Origin of the sequence: Desulfitobacterium sp. PCE1 (assembly GCF_000384015.1) — a bacterium.
Classification (GTDB): domain Bacteria; phylum Bacillota; class Desulfitobacteriia; order Desulfitobacteriales; family Desulfitobacteriaceae; genus Desulfitobacterium; species Desulfitobacterium dehalogenans.
In genome coordinates, this window is record NZ_KB913023.1 from 3,870,205 (window position 1) to 3,894,902 (window position 24,698).

19 protein-coding genes are annotated in these 24,698 nt (G+C 45.0%); 2 read left to right on the forward strand and 17 right to left on the reverse strand.

Annotated elements, in window-relative coordinates; translation table 11 throughout:
- Positions 1-24 precede the first annotated feature (24 nt).
- Together DESPCE1_RS0119180 and DESPCE1_RS0119190 are read left to right on the forward strand one after the other, a co-directional pair.
- Positions 25-2,091 (forward strand): FAD-dependent oxidoreductase, encoded by a 2,067-nt coding sequence (locus DESPCE1_RS0119180; RefSeq protein WP_019851385.1) that lies wholly within the window; start codon positions 25-27, stop codon positions 2,089-2,091.
- An 898-nt stretch (positions 2,092-2,989) separates the two neighbouring features.
- A complete protein-coding gene (locus DESPCE1_RS0119190) occupies positions 2,990-3,775 on the forward strand; it encodes an enoyl-CoA hydratase/isomerase family protein (protein WP_014795635.1) in 786 nt (261 codons plus the stop codon).
- A gap of 97 nt (positions 3,776-3,872) precedes the next feature.
- Here the strand turns inward: DESPCE1_RS0119190 and hcp are convergent, their stop codons facing one another.
- The 17 genes from hcp to DESPCE1_RS0119275 form a co-directional block, all read right to left on the reverse strand.
- Positions 3,873-5,522, reverse strand: a complete 1,650-nt coding sequence (gene hcp / locus DESPCE1_RS0119195) for a hydroxylamine reductase (protein ID WP_019851387.1) — start codon at positions 5,520-5,522, stop codon at positions 3,873-3,875.
- Between the two features lie 251 nt (positions 5,523-5,773).
- Positions 5,774-6,169, reverse strand: coding sequence for a response regulator (locus DESPCE1_RS0119200; RefSeq protein WP_019851388.1), 396 nt, complete (start codon positions 6,167-6,169; stop codon positions 5,774-5,776).
- Positions 6,166-9,189 (reverse strand): PAS domain S-box protein, encoded by a 3,024-nt coding sequence (locus DESPCE1_RS21620; protein WP_019851389.1) that lies wholly within the window; start codon positions 9,187-9,189, stop codon positions 6,166-6,168. Before DESPCE1_RS21620 ends, DESPCE1_RS0119200 begins: the two co-directional genes overlap by 4 nt.
- 17 nt (positions 9,190-9,206) lie before the next feature.
- Positions 9,207-9,812, reverse strand: a complete 606-nt coding sequence (locus tag DESPCE1_RS0119210; RefSeq protein ID WP_014795639.1) for a TetR/AcrR family transcriptional regulator — start codon at positions 9,810-9,812, stop codon at positions 9,207-9,209.
- A 48-nt stretch (positions 9,813-9,860) separates the two neighbouring features.
- Positions 9,861-11,849 carry a methyl-accepting chemotaxis protein gene (locus DESPCE1_RS0119215; RefSeq protein ID WP_028305637.1) on the reverse strand — a complete coding sequence of 663 codons (1,989 nt, stop codon included), beginning with the start codon at positions 11,847-11,849 and terminating at the stop codon, positions 9,861-9,863.
- A gap of 36 nt (positions 11,850-11,885) precedes the next feature.
- Complete coding sequence (locus DESPCE1_RS0119220) at positions 11,886-13,664, reverse strand: GGDEF domain-containing phosphodiesterase (RefSeq protein WP_019851391.1); 1,779 nt, start codon at positions 13,662-13,664, stop codon at positions 11,886-11,888.
- 277 nt (positions 13,665-13,941) lie between these two features.
- On the reverse strand, positions 13,942-14,688 hold the full coding sequence (locus DESPCE1_RS0119225; protein ID WP_014795642.1) for a GGDEF domain-containing protein: 747 nt from the start codon (positions 14,686-14,688) through the stop codon (positions 13,942-13,944).
- A 388-nt stretch (positions 14,689-15,076) separates the two neighbouring features.
- A complete protein-coding gene (locus DESPCE1_RS0119230; RefSeq protein WP_019851392.1) occupies positions 15,077-15,841 on the reverse strand; it encodes an amino acid ABC transporter ATP-binding protein in 765 nt (254 codons plus the stop codon).
- Between the two features lie 18 nt (positions 15,842-15,859).
- Positions 15,860-16,519: an amino acid ABC transporter permease gene (locus DESPCE1_RS0119235; protein WP_019851393.1), complete on the reverse strand. Its 660-nt coding sequence runs from the start codon at positions 16,517-16,519 to the stop codon at positions 15,860-15,862.
- Positions 16,520-16,684: 165 nt separating this feature from the next.
- A complete protein-coding gene (locus DESPCE1_RS0119240; RefSeq protein ID WP_019851394.1) occupies positions 16,685-17,446 on the reverse strand; it encodes an amino acid ABC transporter substrate-binding protein in 762 nt (253 codons plus the stop codon).
- Positions 17,447-17,602: 156 nt separating this feature from the next.
- The gene (locus DESPCE1_RS0119245; protein WP_019851395.1) at positions 17,603-18,397 is read right to left on the reverse strand and encodes an ABC transporter ATP-binding protein; all 795 of its coding nucleotides are present in this window, start codon (positions 18,395-18,397) and stop codon (positions 17,603-17,605) included.
- Positions 18,398-18,414: 17 nt separating this feature from the next.
- Positions 18,415-19,332: an ABC transporter permease gene (locus DESPCE1_RS0119250; protein WP_019851396.1), complete on the reverse strand. Its 918-nt coding sequence runs from the start codon at positions 19,330-19,332 to the stop codon at positions 18,415-18,417.
- A 150-nt stretch (positions 19,333-19,482) separates the two neighbouring features.
- Complete coding sequence (locus tag DESPCE1_RS0119255; RefSeq protein WP_019851397.1) at positions 19,483-20,481, reverse strand: ABC transporter substrate-binding protein; 999 nt, start codon at positions 20,479-20,481, stop codon at positions 19,483-19,485.
- Between the two features lie 421 nt (positions 20,482-20,902).
- A complete protein-coding gene (locus DESPCE1_RS0119260) occupies positions 20,903-21,898 on the reverse strand; it encodes a GGDEF domain-containing protein (protein ID WP_014795649.1) in 996 nt (331 codons plus the stop codon).
- A 159-nt stretch (positions 21,899-22,057) separates the two neighbouring features.
- Positions 22,058-23,074 carry an ABC transporter substrate-binding protein gene (locus DESPCE1_RS0119265; protein ID WP_014795650.1) on the reverse strand — a complete coding sequence of 339 codons (1,017 nt, stop codon included), beginning with the start codon at positions 23,072-23,074 and terminating at the stop codon, positions 22,058-22,060.
- Between the two features lie 61 nt (positions 23,075-23,135).
- Positions 23,136-23,936 carry an ABC transporter permease gene (locus tag DESPCE1_RS0119270; RefSeq protein ID WP_014795651.1) on the reverse strand — a complete coding sequence of 267 codons (801 nt, stop codon included), beginning with the start codon at positions 23,934-23,936 and terminating at the stop codon, positions 23,136-23,138.
- Complete coding sequence (locus tag DESPCE1_RS0119275) at positions 23,929-24,696, reverse strand: ABC transporter ATP-binding protein (protein WP_014795652.1); 768 nt, start codon at positions 24,694-24,696, stop codon at positions 23,929-23,931. Before DESPCE1_RS0119275 ends, DESPCE1_RS0119270 begins: the two co-directional genes overlap by 8 nt.
- Positions 24,697-24,698 lie beyond the last annotated feature (2 nt).

Here is a 24,698-nt window from a genome sequence, read left to right on the forward strand (position 1 = left end):
CATTCATTTTTGGAGGTGCAAGCTATGTCCAATCAAGATCCTCTTTTTTCACCGATTCACATCGGAAAAATGGAGCTGAAAAACCGTATGGTGCTGCCCGCCATGCATCTTAACTATTGCCCTGACGGGGAGGTCACGGATCAGCTCATTGAATTCTATCGAGCTCGCGCGCGGGGTGGTGTAGGTTTGGTCATCATCGGCGGGTGCGGCATCGATCGGGTCGGCAATACCTTAGGAATGGTTCAATTGGATGAGGATCGCTTCATTCCCGGATTGCAAAGGCTCGTGGAGGCCGTCCACCAAGAAGGCGCTAAGGTCGTAACCCAACTCTATCAGGCGGGAAATTATGCATCTTCTCTATTAACTGGAAATCAACCCGTTGCCCCATCTCCCCTCCCTTCTAAACTAACGAAAGAAATCCCCCATGAATTGACTGTGGAAGAAATTAAGGAACTGGTCCAGAAATTCTCCCAGGCTGCTGTCCGTACTCAACAGGCGGGCTTCGACGGCGTGGAAATTCTGGCAGGGACAGGATATCTCATCTCCGAATTTCTCTCCCCGGTGACCAATAAGAGAACGGATGAGTATGGTGGGGATCTTTCCAATCGGATGCGTTTTGCGCTGGAAATTGTGGAAGCCATTCGCCAAGGGGTAGGGCCTGACTTTCCTGTCATTGCCCGAATCGCGGGTCATGATTTTATTCCGGGCGGGCATACCAACGTGGAGGCGCAGACTTTTGCTAAAGCTTTGGAGGAAGCTGGGGTTAATGCTATTAATGTAACAGGGGGCTGGCATGAGACAGTCGTCCCTCAGATTACTATGAACGTTCCCCCGGCTGCATTCCGATATTTAGCGAGGGGAATTAAAAAAGTGGTTTCAGTACCGGTTTTTGCTTCTAATCGCATTACTACCCCTGAGTTGGCCCGGGATATCCTTACTTCAGGGGATGCAGACCTGGTGGGGTTTGCCCGGCCAATTCTGGCGGATCCCCATTTACCTTTAAAAGCCCAGGGATTGGATCCCTCCCCCATTCGCCCCTGTGTGGCCTGCAACCAAGGGTGTCTGGATCATGTGTTCCGCGGGAAGCCCGTGGCTTGCCTGGTCAATGCGGAAGCCGGACGGGAAGCTGAGCTAAAGGCTCAGGGTAAGGGCGCGAAGAACACCGATAATACCATCAATGGAGGGACTTCCTCACCCCCTAGAAAAGTTCTCGTGATAGGGGCCGGTCCTGCCGGGCTGGAGTTTGCACGGGTAGCCAGCTCACAGGGACATGATATAACGGTCTGGGAAAAATCAGACCAACCGGGCGGACAGCTCAATTTAGCTGCGGCACCGCCGGATCGCCAGGATTTCAATCGGTTTACGGAATATCTGGTTCAGGCCTGCAAGGTCCAGGGAGTCAGGCTCTTTACTAATCAAGAGGCCAATCTGGAGAATCTCTCCGCAAGTATTGAGAAGGAAGGCTTTACGGATATCGTTCTCGCTACCGGTGCTCTGCCTATGAATCCTCCCTTCCCGGTAGATGAAGGGGCAGAGGTTATCCAGGCCTGGGATGTCCTTACCGGAAAAGAGACGGGTGAAAATGTAGTGATTGTCGGCGGCGGCTCGGTGGGAGTGGAAACAGCCCTCTACCTAGCCGGTCAAGGAACCCTGGATGCTGAAACTCTCCGTTTCTTGATCGTCAATCAAGCGGAAAATACAGAAGCCTTAGCTAAATTGCTTTTCCAAGGAAAAAAACAAGTTACTTTGGTGGAAATGACCAAAGGCGTGGGCCGCGACCTGGGCTCAAGCACCCGATGGGCAATGCTGGCTGATCTTCAACGTCATAGAGTAAAAGTTTTGACTCATACTGCAGTAAAAGCAGTTCGTGCCGACGGAGTCTGGGTGGAGGGTCCGGAAGGCGAAAGCTTGATTCCCGGAGATACTGTGGTGTCAGCCGTTGGCTCTGTGGCTAACCAGGAGTTACTGAAGGCTCTCCAGGATAGGTTACCCGCCCATGTAACCTTACATCAGATCGGAGATGCCATTAAACCCGCCAAAGTGTTGGATGCGGTTCATACCGGGTATAAGGCCGCCCTTAGTTTGGGTTAAGCCGGATGCAGCTTGGGCGGCACCGGTAGAGGACGAAAAGTGTTGTCTGGGTCATGTAGCTTTACGCACAACGAACCTTCGGGCGTGAGCTCCTGAAACCCTCCACCGGAGGCTTTCTTCATCGGAGCACACGTACTCCATAGCTCCAGAGCTGGTTAACTCGCTTTCTTAACAGCATCTGCAGCGGATAAGAACCCTTTGGGGTGTGCCGCTTTGAGCGAAACTGTCCACCGGACACTTTCGTCGCCAAACCTTTGGGTAGTACCTGATGTGAACCGGTGGCTCGCTACGTTAAGAAAGCCTCGTTGACCCGACCGCTCTTCCGCTTAAAGAAAGCTTGGCTTATGGTGAGTGAAGCGAAGCAGAAGCCTTAGCTGCCTTATACACAGTGAAAGCCGTTCCCTCTTGTGCGTAAAGCTACGCTTGCGAGTCTTTTCGTGTCCTTTCTGGGGTCATTCTTTTCATCTGCAACCCCCAAGCCCGAAAGACAGCCCAAGGATTTTGCTTTAAGGCAGAGAACGGATTCTAAGCGAGCAGGTAAGCAATCTTCGCGAAAAGACTGCAGCGGAGTCGGGTTGGGAACAGGGTTTTTCCAACCGGCTATGAGAACAAGTGCGAAAGCAGTGCTTTCGAGGAGCCGATTTAGCCACGAAACCCGGGCGAGGGTTTCGCCCAAGCCGCCACCCCACAGAGACTACTTAGCGGCGCAGGTGCACCCGGCGCAGCGGAGGTCTTGAGCGATTAGATTGCTCCGCACAGCTTATAGAGTGAACGCCGAAAGCAAAATCCTGGAGATTCAGCCTTCAGGCTTTTGCTGCATAGCCGGATACCATCAGCGATAGGGAAAATTGAGATACTAAATAAATGGGTTCACCAACCCATGAGAGGGGTAGCATCGATGAGTTCATACAATGATTTTACAGTGGAGAAAAAAGGGGCTATAGCCCTTGTTACCTTAAACCGTCCCAATAAGGGAAATTCCTGGACCTTAGATACTTACCAGGAGATGGAGAAAATTCAGGAGGACCTTCATTATGATGATGAGATCCGGGTGGTTATCTTCACCGGAGCAGGGGATAAATTCTTTTGTGCGGGTGCCGATCTCTCTCTTTTAGCCAAGCTTAACTCTCATTTTATCTCACGTGATCTGTATCGCTATCAAGGCATTAACACCCGTTGGGATCGTTTTATTAAACCCGTCATTATGGCAATCAATGGCATCACCGTGGGAAGTGGTTTGGAGCTGGCCCTATGTGGAGATATCCGCATTGCCTCAAGTTCCTCTGTCTTTTCCATTAACGAAGTGCGGATTGGTCTTAACCCGGATATGGGAGGAACGCAACGTCTGACACGAACTGTCGGCCCCAGCCAAGCCAAACGCCTTATCTTCACTTCCGAGCGGATCGATGCTCAAGAAGCAGCTCGCATCGGACTTGTGGATATTGTGGTAGAGTCGGAAAATTTATTGGATGAGGCCTTTAATATGGCTGAACAGATCGCCAATATGCCTCCTTATGCCATTCGCTTTGCTAAAAAAGCCATTAACCTGGCTGTGGATGCTCCTTTAGAAGTAGGGCTGATGTATGAAGAAGCCGGCTCCACTTTCTGCATGGGTACAGAAGACAAAAAAGAGGCCATCACCTCTATCCTGGAAAAACGCGAACCAAAATTCCATGGCCGCTAACCGGAATCGCAGATTGGTTAAGTGATTCTCCGGAAGAAAAAAAAGCAGGAGGCTTAGGCCTCCTGCTTTAGGTGAGGGAAGGTATTGAGTAGGATGATTATTCACCCATGAAGATTTTCATGTCGTCTTCGACAGTGGTGATACCGGCAATTCCGAAGTTCTCTACAAGAACTTTGGCTACATTGGGAGAGAGGAATCCAGGCAGGGTGGGTCCTAAGTGAATGTTCTTTACGCCCAGGTAGAGGAGTGCCAGGAGTACGATGACAGCCTTTTGCTCATACCAAGCAATGTTGTAGGAGATGGGGAGCTGGTTGACATCGTCAAGACCGAAGACTTCTTTAAGCTTAAGAGCAATGACGGCCAAGGAGTAGGAGTCGTTACATTGTCCGGCATCTAAGACTCTTGGAATACCGCCAATATCCCCCAGTTCCAGTTTGTTGTATTTATATTTTGCACAGCCTGCAGTGAGGATGATGGTGTCTTTGGGAAGGGCTTTAGCGAATTCTGCATAGTAATCCCGGCTCTTCATCCGTCCGTCACAACCTGCCATGACGAAAAAGCGTTTGATGGCACCGGATTTTACAGCATCGACGACTTTGTCTGCTACGGCAAAGACTTGATTATGTGCAAATCCGCCGACGATTTCTCCGGTTTCGATCTCTGTAGGTGCCGGTAAGGTCTTGGCTAACTCGATAACTGCAGAGAAATCTTTGACTTTTCCTTCTTCACGGGCAGGGATGTGTTTTACACCTTCATAGCCCACGACACTGGTAGTGAAGAGACGGTCTTTATAGGAATCCTTAGGGGGCACTAAGCAGTTGGTGGTGAGAAGAATGGCTCCATTGAAGGATTCAAATTCTTTATCTTGTTTCCACCAGGCATTTCCATAGTTACCGACAAAGTGATCATACTTCTTAAACGATGGGTAGTAATGAGCGGGAAGCATTTCACCATGTGTATAAACATCCACGCCGGTTCCTTCTGTTTGCTTCAGGAGGTCTTCTAAATCTCTTAAATCGTGACCACTGATGAGGATAGCGGGGTTATTGCGCACGCCGATATTGACTTTGGTGATCTCCGGGTTGCCGTAGGTCGTGGTGTTGGCTTTATCCAGAAGAGCCATAACATCTACACCGTATTTTCCGGCTTCAAGAACCAGAGCGACCAATTGGTCCGCAGAGAGGCTGTCATCAGTAGTAGCCGCTAAGCCTTTCATCATAAAGGCAAAAATGCTGTTGTCTTCATAGCCAAGAGCGAAGGCATGCTCGGCGTAAGCAGCCATTCCTTTGAGTCCATAGATTAAAAGTTCACGGAGGGAGCGTACATCTTCGTTTTCAGTGGCTAAAATACCCACTTGTGCTGCTTTTTGGTCAAATTCTTCTGCGGAATCAGCAGCCCAAGTTGCTGAGTCATGAAGGTTAGCAGGAAGAACCCCTCCAGCTTTGACGATGTCAGCTTTTAAGCTATCACGTAAAGCAAGACCTTCACGAACCAGAGCTACGAAACGAGCGTTATCAAAGTTAGCGTTGGTAATGGTGGCAAATAAGCCTTCCATAACGAATTTGTCTATATCTTGACGAACAATTCCTAATTCACGAGCTTGAAGGCTGTTGATTGCGATTCCTTTCATGACATAGATCAGAAGATCCTGTAAGTTGGAGACATCTGCAGTCTTTCCACATACTCCTTTGATGGTGCAGCCAGTTCCTTTAGCTGTTTCTTGACATTGAAAACAGAACATACTCATCTTTTCGTATCCTCCTATACATAATTAATATGATTTTGTGTTCATCAATTTTGTCATTTGACAGTTAGTACAGTTCCAACCGTCTGGAATTATCTTATCCTAAGGTAAAAAACAATTCTGTGACCTCAGTTTTTGGCGAGTGTGATAAAACTCACACTAGTTGTTTTTTACCTCTTATCAATGAAGTTCCTAACGACAATCATCTTTGAACAGAGTCTCAATAGGAGGTCAAATAAGCTTGATAAATGGTTCTAATCTACAATTCCTAATTGCACCAATAGATTATGTACTTCTTGTGTATCGATAGGCTTGGATAAACAACCCTCACAACCGACTTCTTTAGCCTTTTTGACATAATCCGTTTCAGATAAGGCACTGGTCAAAATAACTTTTGTTTTATTTTCAGGTTTAATCTTCTTTTTGGTTTCATAATTTCTTATGGCCTTTAAGACCGTGACTCCATCGACTTTAGGCATCATAATATCCAAAAAGATGATGTCATAAGGCCTAAGTTCTTGCCGACATAAGGAATATGCCTCCAGTGTTTCTAAACCATCCACCACCCGATCGACCTCTCCGTATTGGGCGAGGAATTGGGCCAGGAAGGCACTGCTGGCTAAGTCATCCTCAGCTACGAGTATTTTCATTCAACTTTTCCTCCACTTAATTGTTTATACTCACTATCCAAATAATACATATATTCCTTTGCCTCCTCAGGATTTCCGCGTCGGGCAGCCAGCTCGATCTTAAAGGCAAGAGCCTTTAATCTATGGGCTCCGATTACGGAGCACCGTTCTTTTATGCGATGAGCTATATGTTCTAGGGCCACGCTGTCTCCATTGTTTAGGGCGATTCGCAATTTTTTAAGATCATAGGCCATTTCGAAGAGCTCAAGTTCCCCGTTGACTCTCTCTAAGGAAGAGGGCATACCTGCCAAATAGACTCCTTCATCTGTAATGACAACCTCTTCCTGCTGGACCTGTCCATCTCCGGAAACGAACTTGGTGACCACTCTATCCAAGACCATGATCAGTTCCTCCATCATCACGGGCTTGGGAATATATTCATCCATTCCGGCATTCAGAAATCCTTCCCGATCCCCTTTCAAGGCATATGCGGTTATGGCAATGATGGGGGTATGGCTTTGGATCCCTTCACTTTCCCTGATTCTTTTCGTTACTTCGATCCCGTCCAAGCGAGGCAACTGGATATCCATAAGAATGACATCATAGGAATTCTTATGATAAAGAGCTAATGCTTCCTGTCCATCCATGGCGACATCCACAACATGCCCTTGGGTTTTGAGCATTTCCGTAATCACGACGGAATTTACAGCATGATCTTCAGCTAAAAGGATTCGGTAAGATCCTGCCGTTGATGTCACCTTTGCCTCATCTTTATTCCGGGCTGGTTTGAAGCCTATAGCGTCTTTGTCACAGTGCTTTAACTTCAATACAACGCAAAAAGAACTCCCTTTTCCTTTTTCACTTTCAACCCAGATTTTCCCGCCCATCATGTCGACCAGTTTTCTTGATATAGCTAACCCTAAGCCGGTTCCCCCATATTTGCGGGTAATAGAACCGTCCACTTGGTTAAACTCTTCAAAAAGATTTAATTGTTCCTCTTTGGCTATGCCAATCCCGGTGTCCTTAACAGTGAATTTAAATTCCGAGAAGTCCTTGTCCCATTGTAAGCGTTTGATCGTAAGGGAGACCTCCCCCCGTTCAGTAAATTTGAGGGCGTTGCTCAGCAGGTTATTAAGCACCTGCTTAATGCGTTCCGGATCCCCGTTATAGTAATCGGGAAGGTTCGCTGAAAAGGTATAGACTAAGTCTAAGCCTTTACGTTCAGCTTCAGGGCTATGAGTTTTTATAATCTGCTCGATGATTTCCTTAAGGTTAAATTCAATCTCTTCAACGGTTAATTTTCCGGCTTCGATCTTAGAAAAATCCAAAATATCATTGATAATTTTGAACAAAGAATAGGCGCAGTTCTTGGCAATCTTTAGATTCTCCTTTTGGATATCCTCTAAGGAGGCTAAGAGGGTCAGATCAATCATACCAATGATCCCATTGATAGGTGTACGAATTTCATGACTCATATTGGCCAGAAATTCGCTTTTGGCCCGATTGGCGGCTTCAGCCTTCTCTTTGGCCTGCTGAAGTTCCACTTCAGCCAGTTTGCGTTCCTGTTCGATTTGCTTTCTCTCGGTAATATCACGAAGAAGAGTCAACATGACATTTCTGCCGTTCAATCTAAAGGTATGGCAATTGACTTCGACTGGAATATCCTCACCCTTCAGGTTGGTACATACCCCTTCGAAACTTACCGAATTGGTTTTCTTAAGGCCTTCCCACATTTCATCCAAGGTCAATTGGGGTGAGGCTGGTCGGATACAAGCTCCTATAAAAAGTTTGAAGGTTTCTTCATTATATCCCATAAGCCTGCTGGCTTTTTCATTAATTTCGATCAATGGCCCGGGATGTCCATTTTCTTCTAGTTCATGGACAAAAACCGCATCGGTAATATTATCGAAAAGCTGGCGATATTTATTATGACTTTCTAATAATATCTGTTGGATCCGCTTTTGATTGGTAATATCTCTGGCAATGGAAAGCAACACCCTTTGGCCGTTTAAAACAGTATAATGAGCTTTGACTTCCACAGGGATTTCCCTCCCTTTTTGGGTCAAAAGCATTCCCTCGAAAACCAGGTGACTTTTACTTAACAATTTCTGAGTGAACTCGTTAGCCAAGGTCATAGGGCTCTTGGCTTGGATGACTTCATTACTTAAGTCCATAATCTCAGCCCTGGTCAGCCCGATAAGCTCACAAGCCATATCATTGACTTCTCGAATTCGTCCAATTTGTCCATCGTCCTTAACTTCATGGATAAACACACAGTCTGTGATACGATTAAAAATCTCTCTGAATTTCTCTTCGTTTTCACGGATAATAACTTCTGCTTCTTTGCGCTCTGTAATGTCACGGATGATGCTTATTAGAATTCGTTTATCTCTCCAAAGAATGCCTTGAGAACTCACCTCTACAGGAATTTTGCTTCCGTCCTTACGCAAGTGTACCGTCTCGAAAAAGCATCCCTTTTCCAGGGCAGTAAATATTTGCTGCCAAGCAAAATTGGGTTCTGTACGGAGGTCAAATATTTTTAAGGATATTAACTCCTCACGGCTATACCCATAGGTATTAATCGCCGCTGCATTAGCATCAAGTATTTGTCCCTCCTCATCAATCATCAGAACAATATCCCGAGCATGGCTGAAAACAATCTGATATACTCTTTCGGCCTCCTGTACCAATTTCCGATCCGTAATATCTATGACCACACCGGTATACCCTGCAAGTTCTCCTTGGGAATCATAATAGGGTTGACCACGATTCAAACAATGACGATATTCTCCATCATAGCGACGTAACCGGTACTCTACTTCAAAGGGTGCATTATGTCTGCAACTATGCTCCATCACATCCATGGTCTTCGAGTAATCCTCAGGATGAATGCTGCTCACCCAACCATCATCACGGATTTCCTCAAAAGTAAGCCCCGTAAATTCCAACCAAGCTTGATTCACATAGTCATGCTTTCCTTCCCGATCGTTACTCCATATAAGGGCAGGGATATTATCCACTAAATGCAGGCTGGGATCCACCCTTCTCTATCTCCTCTCTACGATTTGGATTCGTGTGTCGCGGTGAAGGCATCCAAAAGCATGGTCGCTGAAGTAATGGTGTACTCCCTTAATGAGAAGCTAAACCCTGCCATTCGCCACTCAAGGATAATCTGTTGAATCATCCCCAGAATAATATTGGCTAAGCTTTCACTATAAACGGATGGGTTAAGTTCACCGATTTCAATGGAACTCTTGATTAAAGATTGGATGGTTTTTAGCCGTCGGGATATGATGTCCATAACCTTATCCCTGAGCTCTTTTTCATACAACAATCCACTGTAGGCTAGAAAAATCGCTGTGATTTCCGGATAGTTCTCACAGTAGGTCATATGACTGTCAATTAAATGAAGAATCTTCTCTTTGGGAGTTAAGTCTTTTTTTAAGGCTGACTCAGACAAAGCATTATCATATTGGGAAGAGTGCTCGAGAACGGCTAACACGAGTTCATGTTTTGACTTAAAATGCTTAAAGATGGTAGCTTCTGAGACTCCTTCCCTTTTGGCCACTTCTCTTGTGGATAAGCCTTGGAAGCCCTTTTCATTGATAAGGGAGATGGCCATAATGACTAAGCTCTCTTTTCTATGTATAAGATTAATATCCATATTAATTCTCCTTATCTCGTCAGCACACATAACCCTTCTTTAATGTATTTATAGCCTAAATTTCATGATGACCGTTTTAAGACTTTGAGCTAAGTCCGAAAGTCCTTCGCTGGAAGCAGCGATTTCCTGGATAGATGCGGTTTGTTCTTCCATGGAGGCGGTAACTTCCTCCGTAGCGGCAGAGTTTTCTTCAGCGATTGCGGAGAGAGTTTGTAAAGTCAACAGGATTTCATCCTTAATTTTGTCCATCTCTGCTTCGGATGCATTTAACTCATTCACAGCTTGAATGGCTTCAGCCATGGATTGGGCAATTACCCGATACTTATCCTGGCAGGTCATGACGCTTTCAGTTTGTTGCTTAGATATCATGGATACTTTCTCCATGTTTTTGACTGCATCTTGAGAGTTATCTTGCAATTCCTTTACCATAAGATCGATAGACTTGGTGGAAGCTGAGGACTGCTCAGCCAGCTTGCGAATCTCTTCGGCTACCACGGAAAAGCCTCGTCCGGCATCTCCCGCCCGAGCTGCCTCGATGGCTGCATTCAAGGCCAAAAGATTGGTTTGCTCCGCTATGGAAGCAATCACACTGCTGGCTTGCCCGATCTTTTGAGAGCTTTCATTGGTTTTAAAAATTACTTGGCGGATTTCAAGAGTAGCTTCGTTGTTTTCTTCGGAGATGTGAGTCAGGTTATCAATCTCTTTCAACCCTTCATCCACAACGGTTGAAACCTTATAGGATGCGGTATTTAAAGCTTTAGCTAACTCAAGGTCCTTTTCTATGACTTGGCCAAGGCGGACTGCTTTCACCGCTCCTTCTTCTGTGTTGCCGGCTTGCTCTGATGCTCCCTTGGCAATTTCACTAATTGCTTTTGATACTTCTTCCGCGACGGCAGCACTTTGCTGGGTTGACCCTGTTAGTTGCACAGACACTGCAGCGACTTGCTCAGAGGACTCTCTGACATCCCTGATAAATTCTCTGAGACTGGAGGTAATAACCTGAATTCCTTTGGCTAAAGTTCCAATCTCATCCTCCTTTTTAAGAAATGCTTCGGGTACATCATGAGTCACATCCAATTGGGCAATTCTCTCTGCGCACTCTGCCACTTTCATAATGGGTTTAGCCATGGAATTCCCGATTAAGATGACAAGGCCAATGCTTACGAGTAAAATGACCACTCCGGCGATGATAATATTTCTCTGGAGAGCAGGAATGGCTGACAGAACTTCTTCCTGACCCGCTGTAATAATGAAGATCCAGTTACTCCCCTGGATAGGGGCATATCCTGCGTATAAATCTTGGCCATTAAAAGTATAGGAACCAACTCCTCGACCCTCTTTCAGCACATTTTCAAACAAAACTGCTATGGATGTTAAGCTTTGATCCCCTTTGACTTCTTCGATGGGATTAAATTGATTCCGTACTTTTTCACTGTCCGGGTGGGCAACGACTGTTCCTTGACTATTGATCATATATCCATAACCCTTTTGGCCATATCCCGTATCCTCAGCAATAAGGCTAAGGGCATTGCCGTCACGGCGCCCGATTAGTGCTCCCACCACTTGTCCATCATGTATAATAGGTGTGGCATACATTATAACTCGATCATTGGTTACTCTGCTGATAATTAAGTCGGATACATTGGTTTCTCTTTTTAAGGCCTTTTTCACATAGTCCCGGTCCCCCAGTTGACTGGTTGACCCATCGGAATAGTTGACCGTCCCATCCAACTGAACTACCCCAATATCAAGAAAATTTGTATTGGGGACTTGTCTCTGCAATATTGGTTGTTGTACCTGCCAATCCATGGTTTGAATATCTTCTCTTAAGGCGATCATCTCTAAGGTTTTCTTCTGGATCTCCAGACGGCTTTCTGTGAGTCTGGCTGCATCGTCGGCAAGTGAAGTCAAGGCTTTTTCTGCTTCAGCTGTAAGAGCATCGCTGGCCCTTGACAAAGACAGATAACCTAGGGCTAAGGATGACAGCAGTACAAGAATGGAAAAATAAATGACGAGTTTCGTTCTGATACTTTTCAACACGCAGTTCCTCCAGTTTCCTTTTAATTTAAAGCCCTAGAACCTTTGAGTTTTTTTCGGCTCGCACTTCTTATTAGCTATAACTTCAATAAGCTTATGCTGTGGAATGGGTTTACTATAGAGATACCCTTGACCCGTGTGACATTTAAACCGCTTCAAATAGGAAAGCTGCTCCAGGCTTTCAATTCCCTCGGCCACCAATTTAATATTGAGTTCACGGGCTAAGTTCACCACAGAATGGGTAATAATGGTGCTGGTTTTGTTCGTGGGGATGTTCTGTATAAAGGAGCCATCGATTTTTATAATATCAATATTAAACGTAAGTAAATAGGATAAGGAGGAAAAGCCTGTCCCAAAATCATCCACCGCAACCATAATCCCTATTTCCTGAAGTTTTTGTAGATCGGAAATAACTTTCTTGGCATTCTCAATGAGTACACTTTCAGTGATTTCTATAATGAGGTGACGGGGGTCAAATCCCATCTTATGAAGGATGGCTTGGATGCTCTCCACAAAGCTCTCTTCTGCAAACTGAACAGAGGAACAGTTGATGGATACTTTAAGGGGAGGCAGTCCTTCTTTTTTCCATTGTCTATGACAGCGGCATACTTCTTCTACCAGCCATTTTCCCACATCCACAATAAAACCAGTCTCTTCCATTATCGGGATAAATTCGGCAGGAGAAACCATTCCGCATATGGGGTGCTCCCAACGCAGTAATGCCTCGACTGCAAGCACTTCATTAGTATGCAGGTTGACCATGGGTTGGTAATGCACCACAAACTGACCTTCAGCGAGAGCTTTCTGCATGTCACTGCGCAATAGAAATTCTCTACAATTCTTATGATCCACATCTGCAGAATAACATTGGCATCGTTTTTTACCGGCGGTTTTGCCCCTTAATAAAGCAGTATAAGCGAACTTAATCAGGGTCTCACTATCTTGTGCATCATGAGGATATATACTAATACCCAAGCTCACACTGACATCCAATTTATGATCATTTACTATAAATGGAGAGTCAAATAGACGCAGAATCTCCTCAGCCAAATAAGTATAGTCATCCCGTTTATTTCCTTGGGTAACCATTAAAGCATACTGGTCCCCTGAAAATCTGCAAAGGAATACCTTATCCGTCAGTACCAATCTCAGGCGCTGGCTGATTTGTGCAAGCAATTGGTCCCCATGCTCGTATCCCAAATAGCTATTGATATACTTGAATCGATCAATATCCACAATCATCAAAGCCAGGATTTGGCCTTTCTTGGCCTCTGCCATTTGCTGATCTAAAAGAGATTCGAAAGCAGCCCGATTAGGAAGCCTGGTTAGTTCATCTATGGTTTCCGAAGCATTTGAACTATCCTCTCTGCTACAATGTGAGGAAGACACCCTCCAGTTAAGAATAACTCCTTGAACGGAGGGTTCTGACAGCTCATTACGCATATCGCATGCCAAGGTAATCTCCTGTCCTGTTTTGGTCTTAATCTTTATTTCTTCTTGTACCACTTGATTAGGGTGGTTAAAAACTACGTCCATCATCTGAATAAATTTATATTTTTCTGTTGGCTCAAGAAGCCCATAAGCCAGCTTACCTATCCGTTCTTCAGGTTGATAACCTAGAATTTTTTGAACAGCAGGGCTAATGTATTGAATGGTTCCATCGGAGTTGATAATCTCAAACACCTCATGAGAATCTTGCACTAAAACTTGAAAGCGTCTTTGCAGGGTCTTTAATGCTTGACTTTCGTAGAGGTTGAGTTTCTTTTCATTTTTAACAATTGTTTTATTACGGACTGATAAATTACTCTTCCTCATCACTTGATCCTTTCATTGGGAAACCCCTTACCACATTGATTTTTAAGCCAGACCTTCCAGTTGGGTAAGTAAGTACTCACTCTCTTCCATCCTGGTTTATTATTTAATACTCCAATAAATATGTCAATACTATCTTTAATTTCCAGATAATTCTTTTTGCGACAAATTACGACATTGATACTCGCCACATTTTTTAATTAAGAGCATAATAAAAGGACCAAATCCTGTTTCATTCAGGATTTAGTCCCTCGAAGGTCCTCATCAGTGGTGAAGGAACTTAGGCGGTAACTCCTTGACTAAAGCGACAGACTGTATTGCGAGTCTTCTTTGCTTGGTACAAAGCTTGGTCGGAGAAATTCACAATAAGATCAGTGTTGTTGGTGAGTCTATTCTCTTTCACTTTTACTTCTTCAAGTTTCTTGTAAGAAACCACTCCCGCACTAATAGTTACTTTTTGGGAAGCTATCTCCGGGCCAAAATCATGATTCTCTACAAGATTGCGGATTCTCTCAATAAGATTAGCCGCCCCCTCTTCACTGGTTTCAGGTAATAAGATCGCATATTCCTCTCCGCCCCAGCGTATGACTTCATCGCTGGCCCTAACATTTTTACGTAAAATATCGGCAATTTCCTTAATCACTTTATCCCCTGCAAGATGACCATACGTATCGTTGATGTTCTTAAAGCGATCGATATCAATCATGGCTAGAGAGTATTCTTTTTGTTGCTTTGCGTATTTTTCCATATCAATGTTAAGACGAAGGTACATAAAGCCCTTATTGGGCAATCCTGTTAGGGAGTCTGTATAGCCCTTAACCGCTAAGGTTTTAACAAATTCACCCAAGCTGACTCCGTTAAAAATTAAGATGACTACGACGGACAGCCAAACCCAGCGTGCTTGATTCATAGGGAAAAACCAGTAAATAAAATAGACTAAAAGCCATAACAAGACACCTAATAGGGAGAGAATCAAAGGAGCATGACTCATGAACAGCTTGGTAAAGATCTGAACAATTTTTTTCAAGCTACTCACTCCCTTTCGGCTTTAAACGTAGTATAGAATTCTGGATACTTAGAAATTTGGTGTTAGGCATAAGATATTATATTAATAGATAGTATATTCTCCAACATACACATTAGTCCTTACGCTTGTTCTAAACGTCACTTATCAATATAAAAAATAAGAGAATTTTTTCCTATACTTATAAATTATTCTAATAATAAGTAAGTAATTACTAGCTTATCTGATTATTCGCCATGTAGTTAAATAATCCTTTTTTCGCTACGGATTATTATGTATTCAGCGACCGCATTTTCCCTAGTGTGCTGGATAACATAAAAAGCAAGCCAGCAATGATTCTTTGCTGGCTTGAACACACTTTTCTAAGTTAAGTTTTCTAAGTTAATGCTCCCTATTTTGCGCTCATGTGATTGAGAAAGGCCTGGGTCCTTTGTTGCTTGGGAGCTCCAAACACAGCTTCCGGTTCCCCTTGTTCGACAATCTCTCCTTTGTCCATGAAAATAACACGATTGGCTACTTCACGGGCAAAGCTCATTTCATGGGTCACCACAATCATGGTCATATGCTCTTCCGCCAACTGCCTCATCGCCTTTAACACTTCACCGGTTAATTCAGGATCAAGTGCCGACGTAGGCTCGTCGAAAAGCATAATGTCGGGATTCATAGCCAAAGCACGAGCGATGGCCACCCGCTGCTTCTGACCGCCGGACAGCCTCGAAGGATAGCAATCCAGCTTATCCAGGAGCCCCACCTTTCGAAGCAGCTCCTTGGCTTCGGGGATGATCTCATCCTTTTTGACTCTTTTAACTGTTATGGGTGCTTCAATGACATTTTCCAAAACGGTGAGATGGGGAAACAGGTTAAACTGCTGAAAGACCATGCCCATTTTGCGACAGATCATGCGGGCCTGGGTTTCTTCAGCATAGACTACTTTTCCTTCCCCAGTCGTCGAGACCAATTCATCCCCTTCGATGGTGATGCTTCCTCCGTCAATCACTTCCAGTCGGTTCAGGCAACGCAAAAAGGTGCTCTTTCCTGAGCCGGAAGGACCGATGATGGCTACCACTTCTCCCTTGAACACTTCCAGAGAGACTCCTTTGAGGACCTCCAGCTTATCGAAATTCTTTTCAATAGTTAGGGCACTGATCATCTTCATTATACTCACCTTCTTTCCCTATTCATCATAAGCCGCATAGCGTTTCTCAAGCTTTTGGAAGCCCCAAGTCAGAGCTAAGGTCATCAGCAAGTAGAACACTCCGGCGACGACAAAGGGGGTCATGGTAAAATCCCTCTGAACCAAGGCTCTTGTAGTACGCAGCAAATCATTCATGGCCAATACATAGATGAGGGAGGTGTCTTTGACCAGGGTAATGGTTTCATTGCTTACGGGAGGCAATACCCGTTTAATGACCTGAGGGAGAATAATTCGGCGCATGAGCTGACTATACGTCATACCCAAGGCCTTTGCCCCCTCATATTGCCCGCGTTCAATGGACTGAATTCCCGCCCGGAAAATTTCCGCGAAATAAGCGGCATAATTCAGGACGAAGGCCAGTATGGCGGCTTGAAAATCCGTAAGGGTAAGCATATCTCCAATAACCGGAATAAAAGGCAAGCCAAAATAGACAAATAAGAGCTGAAGCATTAATGGGGTGCCCCTGAAAACCCAAATATAGACCCCTATTGCTGAGCGAAGCGCTCCAAACCGGGATATGCGCCCCAGACTAAGCATCAATCCCAGGGGTAAGGACATGACTATGGTGACAAAGAATATTTTTAAAGTGACCACCGTGCCATTGAGCATAGGGCCCAGTATTTGCAAAATATAGTCCATGATTTCTCTCCTAGTGAGTTCTCAAAGAAATTTACCTTAATACGAAATGATCTTCATTGGTTAAGTGCAAAAAAAGTGCAAGGAATTGCCTCCAGGCAATTCCGAAAAAGGAAACTCCCCTTCGGAACGACACAGGAGGCGTTCCTACAATGACTTTATGGTATTTTACTTAACAATATCTTCTCCGAACCACTTCTTGGAGATTTCTGCGGACTTCCCTTCTGCTTTCATAGCATCTAAGGCAGACTGTAATTTTCCTAACAGTTCGGTATCATCTTTGCGAAGTCCCACACCGTAATCTTCTTCACCGAAATTATCTTCGAGCACATCATAAGTGCCTGGTTTTTTGCTCATGTAATACTTTAAAACAACTTCATCCCCAACCACAGCCTCAACTCGGCCGATGGTCAATTCATTTAAAACAGCCACAAAGTCCCCATAGGTTCTCAGCTCCTTAAATGTGCTTGCCACTTCGGGTTCCGCATTGATGGCATCTAAACTGGAGCTTCCTTCCTGGGTACCGACAACCTTACCGGCTAAATCTGCTTTGGTTTTAATATCGGAACCGGATAGAACAACAATAATCTGACGATTTGTCATATAGGGTTTCGTAAACCCTATTTTTTGCAATCTTTCATCGGTGATGCTTAGCCCATTCCAAATCATATCAATCTTTTTGCTGTTAAGCTCTACTTCTTTGCTGTTCCAATCAATGGGCTTGAACTCAACTTCCATATCCAAGCGGGCAGCCGCCTCTTTGGCCATATCCACATCAAAACCCACCAGATTGCCGCCGTCATCCCGAAAGCCCATAGGAGCAAACGTATCATCCAATCCGATGACTATTTTTTTCTGCGGCGCTCCACACCCTATTAACAGTAATCCTGACATAATTACAGCCATTCCGGCCGCAATCAACTTCTTCATAGGAACAACCCCTTCTCTCTCGCAATAATCTTGATGCTATTTTACTTTAATACGCTAAAGAGATAAAAGGGTAAACCAGAACATTATCGCAGGATAGACTTGTTTAGCTGAGCCATGCTTATTCTTTCGTCTTTTTTTATAGGATTCTATTTATTTTTAGCCAAGGAGCATGCGGTCGTTATCCAATTCTGTCCCACTGCGCTTCTCGAACTGTTCAATGAGGCGATCCACCGTCATTTGCCTTCTTTCCTCGCCCTGGAGGTCCATGATGATTCTTCCTTCATGCATCATCATAGTCCGTGTTCCAAATTCCAGAGAGGCTTTCATATTATGGGTGATCATCAGAGTGCACAGCTTATCCTCCGCTACTATCTGACGAGTCAGGACCATTACCTTTTTCGCAATAGCGGGGTCAAGGGCTGCTGTATGTTCATCCAGCAGCAAAAGTTTAGGTTTAACCAAGGTCGCCATGAGAAGGGTTAAGGCCTGCCTTTGCCCTCCGGATAAAAGCCCCACCTTGTGCTTCATTCGGTCCTCCAAGCCCAGATCCAGCATGGCCAGACGTTCCCTAAGAAAAGCCAATTCCTTTTTGGTTGCGCCGGGGCGCAGGCTGATGGGTTGTCCTTTGGCCAGAGCAATGGCTAAATTCTGTTCGATCGTCATATCAAAGGCCGTTCCCTTCAGGGGATCCTGAAAAACTCTTCCAATCAGCTTGGAGCGTTTATATTCGGGATGATAGGTGACATCCAGGTCATCAAGAAGAATCTGACCTTCCTCTATTTCATACATTCCCGAAATACAGTTAAAGAGTGTGGATTTTCCTGCTCCATTCCCACCGATGACCGTCACAAACTCACCGGACTGCAAGGAAAGGTCTACCTGATCCAGGGCCCGCTTTTCATTGTTGCTCCCGATGCCAAAGGTTTTGCTGACTCCTATAAGCTTAAGCATTCCAATCGTTCCCTCCTTCACTGCAAATTCCTTTTGGCACTTTTATTGCGGGAAAAATGCCGGCGTTTCATAAGTGCAAATTGCTTTTTCAAAATAGGAGTGGACATGGCTAAAGCCACGATGGTTGCCGATACAAGCTTAAGATCGGTAGCCGGCATTCCCAACTCCAGGGCAACGGCAATAATAAGGCGATAGAGAACGGAACCTAAAACTACGGCGATTAACCGGCGCGGAAGGGTTCGTATCCCAAAAACCACTTCACCGATAATGACGGAGGCTAAGCCAATGACCACCATCCCCACACCCATGCCCACATCCACGAAAGATTGGTACTGGGCTATCATGGCTCCAGAAAGGGCTACGAAACCATTGGCTGCGGCAAGGCCGACAAAAACCGTCAGATCGGTGTTCACACCTAAGGATCTTACCATTTGGTCATTATCTCCTGTTGCTCTTACCAGGAATCCCAAACGAGTATTTAAGAAGAGAAAGAGGAGGATAAGGCAAAGGATGACCACGGTAAAGGCAAAGGTCAGTTGACTGTATTTTCCGCTCATGACCTTCTCAAATTCGCTGAATACGGTGGCCTTATTTAAAAGAGCGATATTGGAGCGACCGCTCATAATCTTTAAATTAATCGAGTATAAGGCAAGCATGGCCAGAATCCCGGCCAGCAGAGCTTGGATCTTCAGTTTGGTGTGGAGAAAGGCCGCAATGCATCCGGCACCACAACCCAAAATAAATGCCAGTATCAGTCCGAGAAAAGGATGACCGCTCATACATAAAACAACGGAGATGCTCGCACCTGTGACAAAGCTTCCGTCCACCGTCAAATCCGGCATGTTCAAGGTACGGAAAGATAAGAATACCCCCAGGGCCATGATGGCATAGATGATTCCTAGTTCGATGGAACCTTGAAAGGCGAGGTTACTCATAGGTGATGGTCTCTCCTTTAATAAATAATTGGCGAGACTTGAGGCAATCGATTGACCCTTGTCTCGCCTGTGCACCATTGAGGTTAAATGAGGGATATACTATCGTCAAACGGATCTCTTCCTGGAAGTTAAGGTGGGGAGGGGTAGATGCTATTCAGTGAAGACTTGGGCAGCTTTCTTGAGGATGTCGGCTGGGATGGTTATGCCGATGGCATCAGCTGTTTTTTGATTGAGGTAGATGTCCATATCGGTCATGGATTTAACAGGGATGTCACCAGGATTTTTCCCGTTAAGGATTTCAGCGGCCATTTTCCCGGTCTCTTGACCAAGAACGGTGTAGTTAATGCCATAAGTCGCAAGGCCTCCGTCTTTTACCAAAGAATCTGCTCCTACATAAACCGGAACTTGTGCTTTATTGGCGGCTTGTGCCACGGCGGGCATGGCACTGGCTACGGTATTATCGATAGGAATAAAGATAGCGTCCACTTTGCCGGTTAAGGAGTTGACTGCTTGCAGAACTTCAGAGCTGTTGGTTACGGTAGCTTCGATTACCTGGATGTTCTTCGAGACAGCATAGTCTTTCAGATCCTTGATCACGGAGACAGAGTTGGTCTCACTGGTGCTGTAAAGTGCTCCAACGGTTTTGATTCCGGGGGTGATCTGCTCGGCTAAGCCCATAATTTTCTCCGGAGAAACCCGGTCTGAGGTCCCGGTCACATTACCGCCGGGTCTTTCCATGTTGGTGACAAGCCCTGAGCCTAAGGGATCCGTAGCCGCTGAGAAGACGATAGGAATTTCTTTAGATTCACTGACCACCGCCTGAGCCGACGGAGTGGCGATGGCAATAATTAAATCATAATTATTCTCAACAAATTTTTGGGCAATGGTTTTAAGATTGGTTTGGTCTCCCTGAGCATTTTTATAGTCGATTATAATATTTTCGTCATGTTTAAATCCTTGGGCCGCAAGCTCGGCAATAGTGGATTCGCGAATGGTATTCAGGGAAGGGTGTTCGACGATTTGAACAATCCCCACCCTTGTCTTGCCGCCATCTGTGTTCCCTTGTCCTGCAGCCTTGGAACCGCAACCTGTGAGCAGTAAAGATAGTGCTAATACTCCACTTAAAATCCCCGCAAATTTCTTTTTCATTGAAGATTCCTCCACTCTTTTTCTTTTTGATTAAGATTGAGGGTTCTTCCCTGCAATATCCCCTCCATCCGCGGAAATGGCCGGGATTAGGCTCGTACCCAATCAAAAACGCCTGTCCTTAAGTTTCTAACTTAAGGACAGGCGTATAAACCTGCGGTACCACCTTAATTGATGCATGAAATAAACCATACATCCTCTCTTGCAGGGTGCCATCACACCCTTAGCCCAGTAACGCTGGCTATGCGTCGTAAGCTACTCATTGCTTTTCGCTCCGCCCTCAGGGGCCCATTTACTCGCTCCGTTACCTGCCAGGCTTCCACCTTCCCCGGCTCTCTTTAAGGCTGGTCTTGCGGTTTTACTTCCCCATCAACAGTTTAGAACAGTTTAGCATATTATTTTCCAGGAATCAATAGAGATTTATCTAAGATACCCACTGGTAAACAGTATTTTTATGATGCTTGGCCATATACATAGCCGAATCGGCTCTTTCTATAAGCTCATCGAGGGTATCGGATGAATGGCTGTCATAAGCTGCTACCCCAAAGCTGCCTGTGACTTTAATCAGGGAATCTAAATAGTCTACCTCAAGCGCTTCCACACTTTCCCTCATGCGTTCCGCTACCATGGTAGCCTGCTCAATACCCGTATCCGGTAAGCAAATAATAAATTCTTCTCCGCCGTAGCGTCCAATGAAATCATAAGCCCTTACGATATTTCCCAAGCATTCCGCAAATTGTTGAAGAACATAATCTCCTGCCAAATGTCCATATTGGTCGTTGACTTTCTTAAAGTAGTCAACATCTACGAGTATCATGGCAAAACCTTTTTGGGTCCGCCTGGTTCGTTCTAATTCTTCCTTGAGCCGTTCGATAAAGGCTCTGCGGTTCAGAGTGTTGGTTAAATAGTCGGTACGCGCCAGAACTTCAGCATCATCCCGTGACTTGCGCAGCTCGTCCTCAGCCTTTTTGGCAATCGTCATATCCTGTATTTGGGCAATAAAATACTTTATATTGCCACTTTTATTGCGCACAGCGGAAAACGTTGCTCTTATCCAAAGGATATTGCCATTCTTATGAATATAGCGCTTTAAGGAAGTAAAAGAGTGAATATTACCTGCAAAAACTTCTTGAGTATAGGGAGTATCCTTCTCATGATCTTCCGGATAAATAAAATCCTTAGGAACCATCCTAAGTAACTCTGTTCGGGTGTAGCCTACGATATCCGCATAGGCCTGGTTGACTTTTATAAAACGAAAATCAGGGCTGATTATAGCCATCCCTAAAGCTGTATGCTCAAAGGCACTTTCCATAATCCGCACTTGCTCCACGCGATCAGCCAGGATCCGTTGATATTTTTGACTGTATAAGATACCCAACCCTAGTATAAAAATCAGAAGAATCATAAGCTCAAAAGACATAAGAACACCCTCTAAACACGATGTTGAGGTTATTGTGTATACATAGTTATTATACTATATTTCATTCGATTGTACCTTAATTTTCTCCGAAAAGGACACGGATAAGAGAACTATTTGAACTCACTCAGATAGTTCTCTCATCTCGAGAATTCTTAACTTTTATTTGATATTTTTAACTGCTGTCTCTCCAAAGGCTGGAGTGATGATTTTTTCATAGGGAGCAGTTTTGCTTAATTCGCCGGCATCCTGTAGTGCCTTTTGCAGAATATCGAGATCCCTTTCTTTCAATACGGGATCCTTTTTCCAACTGTCTTGATCTTTATAGCGTTTTACGACCGTGGTTAAAATCTCCTGATCTGTATCTGGGAAATGGGGCTTAATCGCTTGAGCAATTTCCTCCGGAGAGTGGGATTCCACCCAACGTTGGCCTTTATAGACAGCGTTGGTGAACTTCTGGACGATACCGGCATTTTCCTCAATATAGCTCTTCTTAGCGAAATAGGCAGTGTAGGGCACTTCACCGCTTTCCTTACCCAGGGAAGCCACAATATAAGCTTTTCCCTCCTTCTCCATCATCGAGCCTGTAGGTTCAAAGAGAATGACATAGTCCCCTTGACCACCTAAGAAAGCTCCTGGCATGGCGTTAAATTGCATGGTGGTATCGATGAAAACATCTTTTCCCGGGTTCAAGCCGTTATTGCGGAGAACGTATTGGAGGATGATTTCAGGCATACCGCCTTTTCTCCCTCCGATAATCGTTTTGCCTTTAAGGTTGCTCCATTTAAAGTCAGGTTCCGGCTCTCTGCCAATAAGGAAGGTGCCATCCCCATTGGTCAGTTGAGCAAAGACAATGGCATTATCTTCTTTTCCTTCATTGTATACGTAAATGGTGGCTTCCGGACCGGCAAAGCCAATCTCTACTTGACCCGTCAAGACGGCGGTCATGACTTTATCTGCTCCACCACCGTTGGTCAGTTCGATCTCCAGACCCTCCTCTTCAAAAAACCCTTGAGATAAAGCCACATATTGAGGTGCATAGAAGATGGAATGGGTGACTTCCGATACTCGGATTTTGGTTAATCGTTCTTGTTTTCCACCTGTATTGCCACATCCTGTTAATACCAAGGATACCACTAAAAAAACTGCTACCATAAGTAAGCCTAATCGGCGTTTCATAGTAACCCTCCCTTTTATTTTTGACACTGGTTAGGTATATAAGGATATGAAGAACTATGAGCTAATCTGAATTCTTGACAATGAGCTTTTCGAACAGAACCACCCCCTGATACATTAATGCTGCGGCTATGCCTAAGATGAAGACACTGGTCATCACCAAATCCAGCTTAAACACCTGTCCTCCATAAACGATAAGATAGCCCAGGCCTGCCTTGGAGACGAGGAATTCACCGACAATGACCCCAACCCAGGAGAGCCCAACATTTATTTTCAAAGCATTGACGATGGTGGGGAAAGAGGCCGGTAGGAGAACCTTGGTGAGAACCTGAATCTTTGTTCCGCCAAAGGTATGAACCAGCTTAATTTTCTCTTGGTCTATGGATAAAAAGCCATTGAGCACTTCTAAAATAGTAACAATGAGGGAGATTGCCAGGGTCATGACGATGATGGCCGCCGGCCCTGCGCCGATCCAGACGATGAATATAGGTCCTAAGGCAATTTTAGGCAGACTGTTGAGAATAACGAGATACGGCTCTGAGACTTTGGAAATAAATTCAGACCACCAAAGGATGATGGCTATCATGGTTCCCAGGACAGTTCCTAAGATAAAGCCCACCACAGTTTCTATACAGGTAATGGCAATATGATGAAGTAATACCCCCTCTTGATGGAGAGTTATCATAGTTTGGAGCACCCGACTGGGTTGACTGGTAATGAAGGGGTCCACGATTTTGGCTCGGGCACAGATCTCCCATAAGCCCAGGGCAACGATGAGAATTAAAATCTGGGTCACTCTGACCTTGATCTTTTCCTGTCGGACTTTCTTTAAGTAGGCTCTATGTTCCGGGGAGCTATTAGACATGGACATCCAACTCCTTCCATACCTCTTGAAAATAGATCTGGAATTCAGGCATATCCCGAGACTTTAAAGGAGTTCTCTTTTCACAATTCATGCTAATCTCATAAACCTTCTTAATTGTCCCCGGTCGTTTACTGAGCACGACCACCCGATCCGCCATACTGATGCTCTCAGCGATATCATGGGTGACCATAATGGCAGTTTTATTCTCTTTTTTAATAATGGTATGAATATCCTCATTAACAGCCAGGCGGGTTTGATAATCCAAAGCGGAGAACGCTTCATCCAGGAGCAGGATTTGAGGATTGGTTACTAAGGTCCGAATGAGTGCTGCTCTTTGCCTCATTCCTCCGGAGAGCTGGTTGGGGTATTTATTACGAAATTCGTAAAGTCCGTAAGTCTGCAGGAGGTGCTCCGTATAGGCCTTAGCTTCCGGTGTCATGGCTTTTTGAATCTCCAGCCCCAGTTTGACATTCTGTAAAATTGTCCGCCACTCAAAAAGATGATCCTTCTGCAGCATGTAACCAATCTTTTGGGATGTTCCTGTGACGACCTCGCCATCCACGAGAACCCTACCTGCTGTGGGGGAAATCAGTCCGCATATAATGGATAAAAGGGTCGATTTACCACAGCCGCTGGGACCAACAATACTGACAAACTCACCTTCGTAAACATCAAACTCTATCTCATCAAGTGCTGTGATTTCTCCATTGAGGGATTGATATTTCATGCCAAGGTTATGCAGCTCCACAACCTTTCTCAATG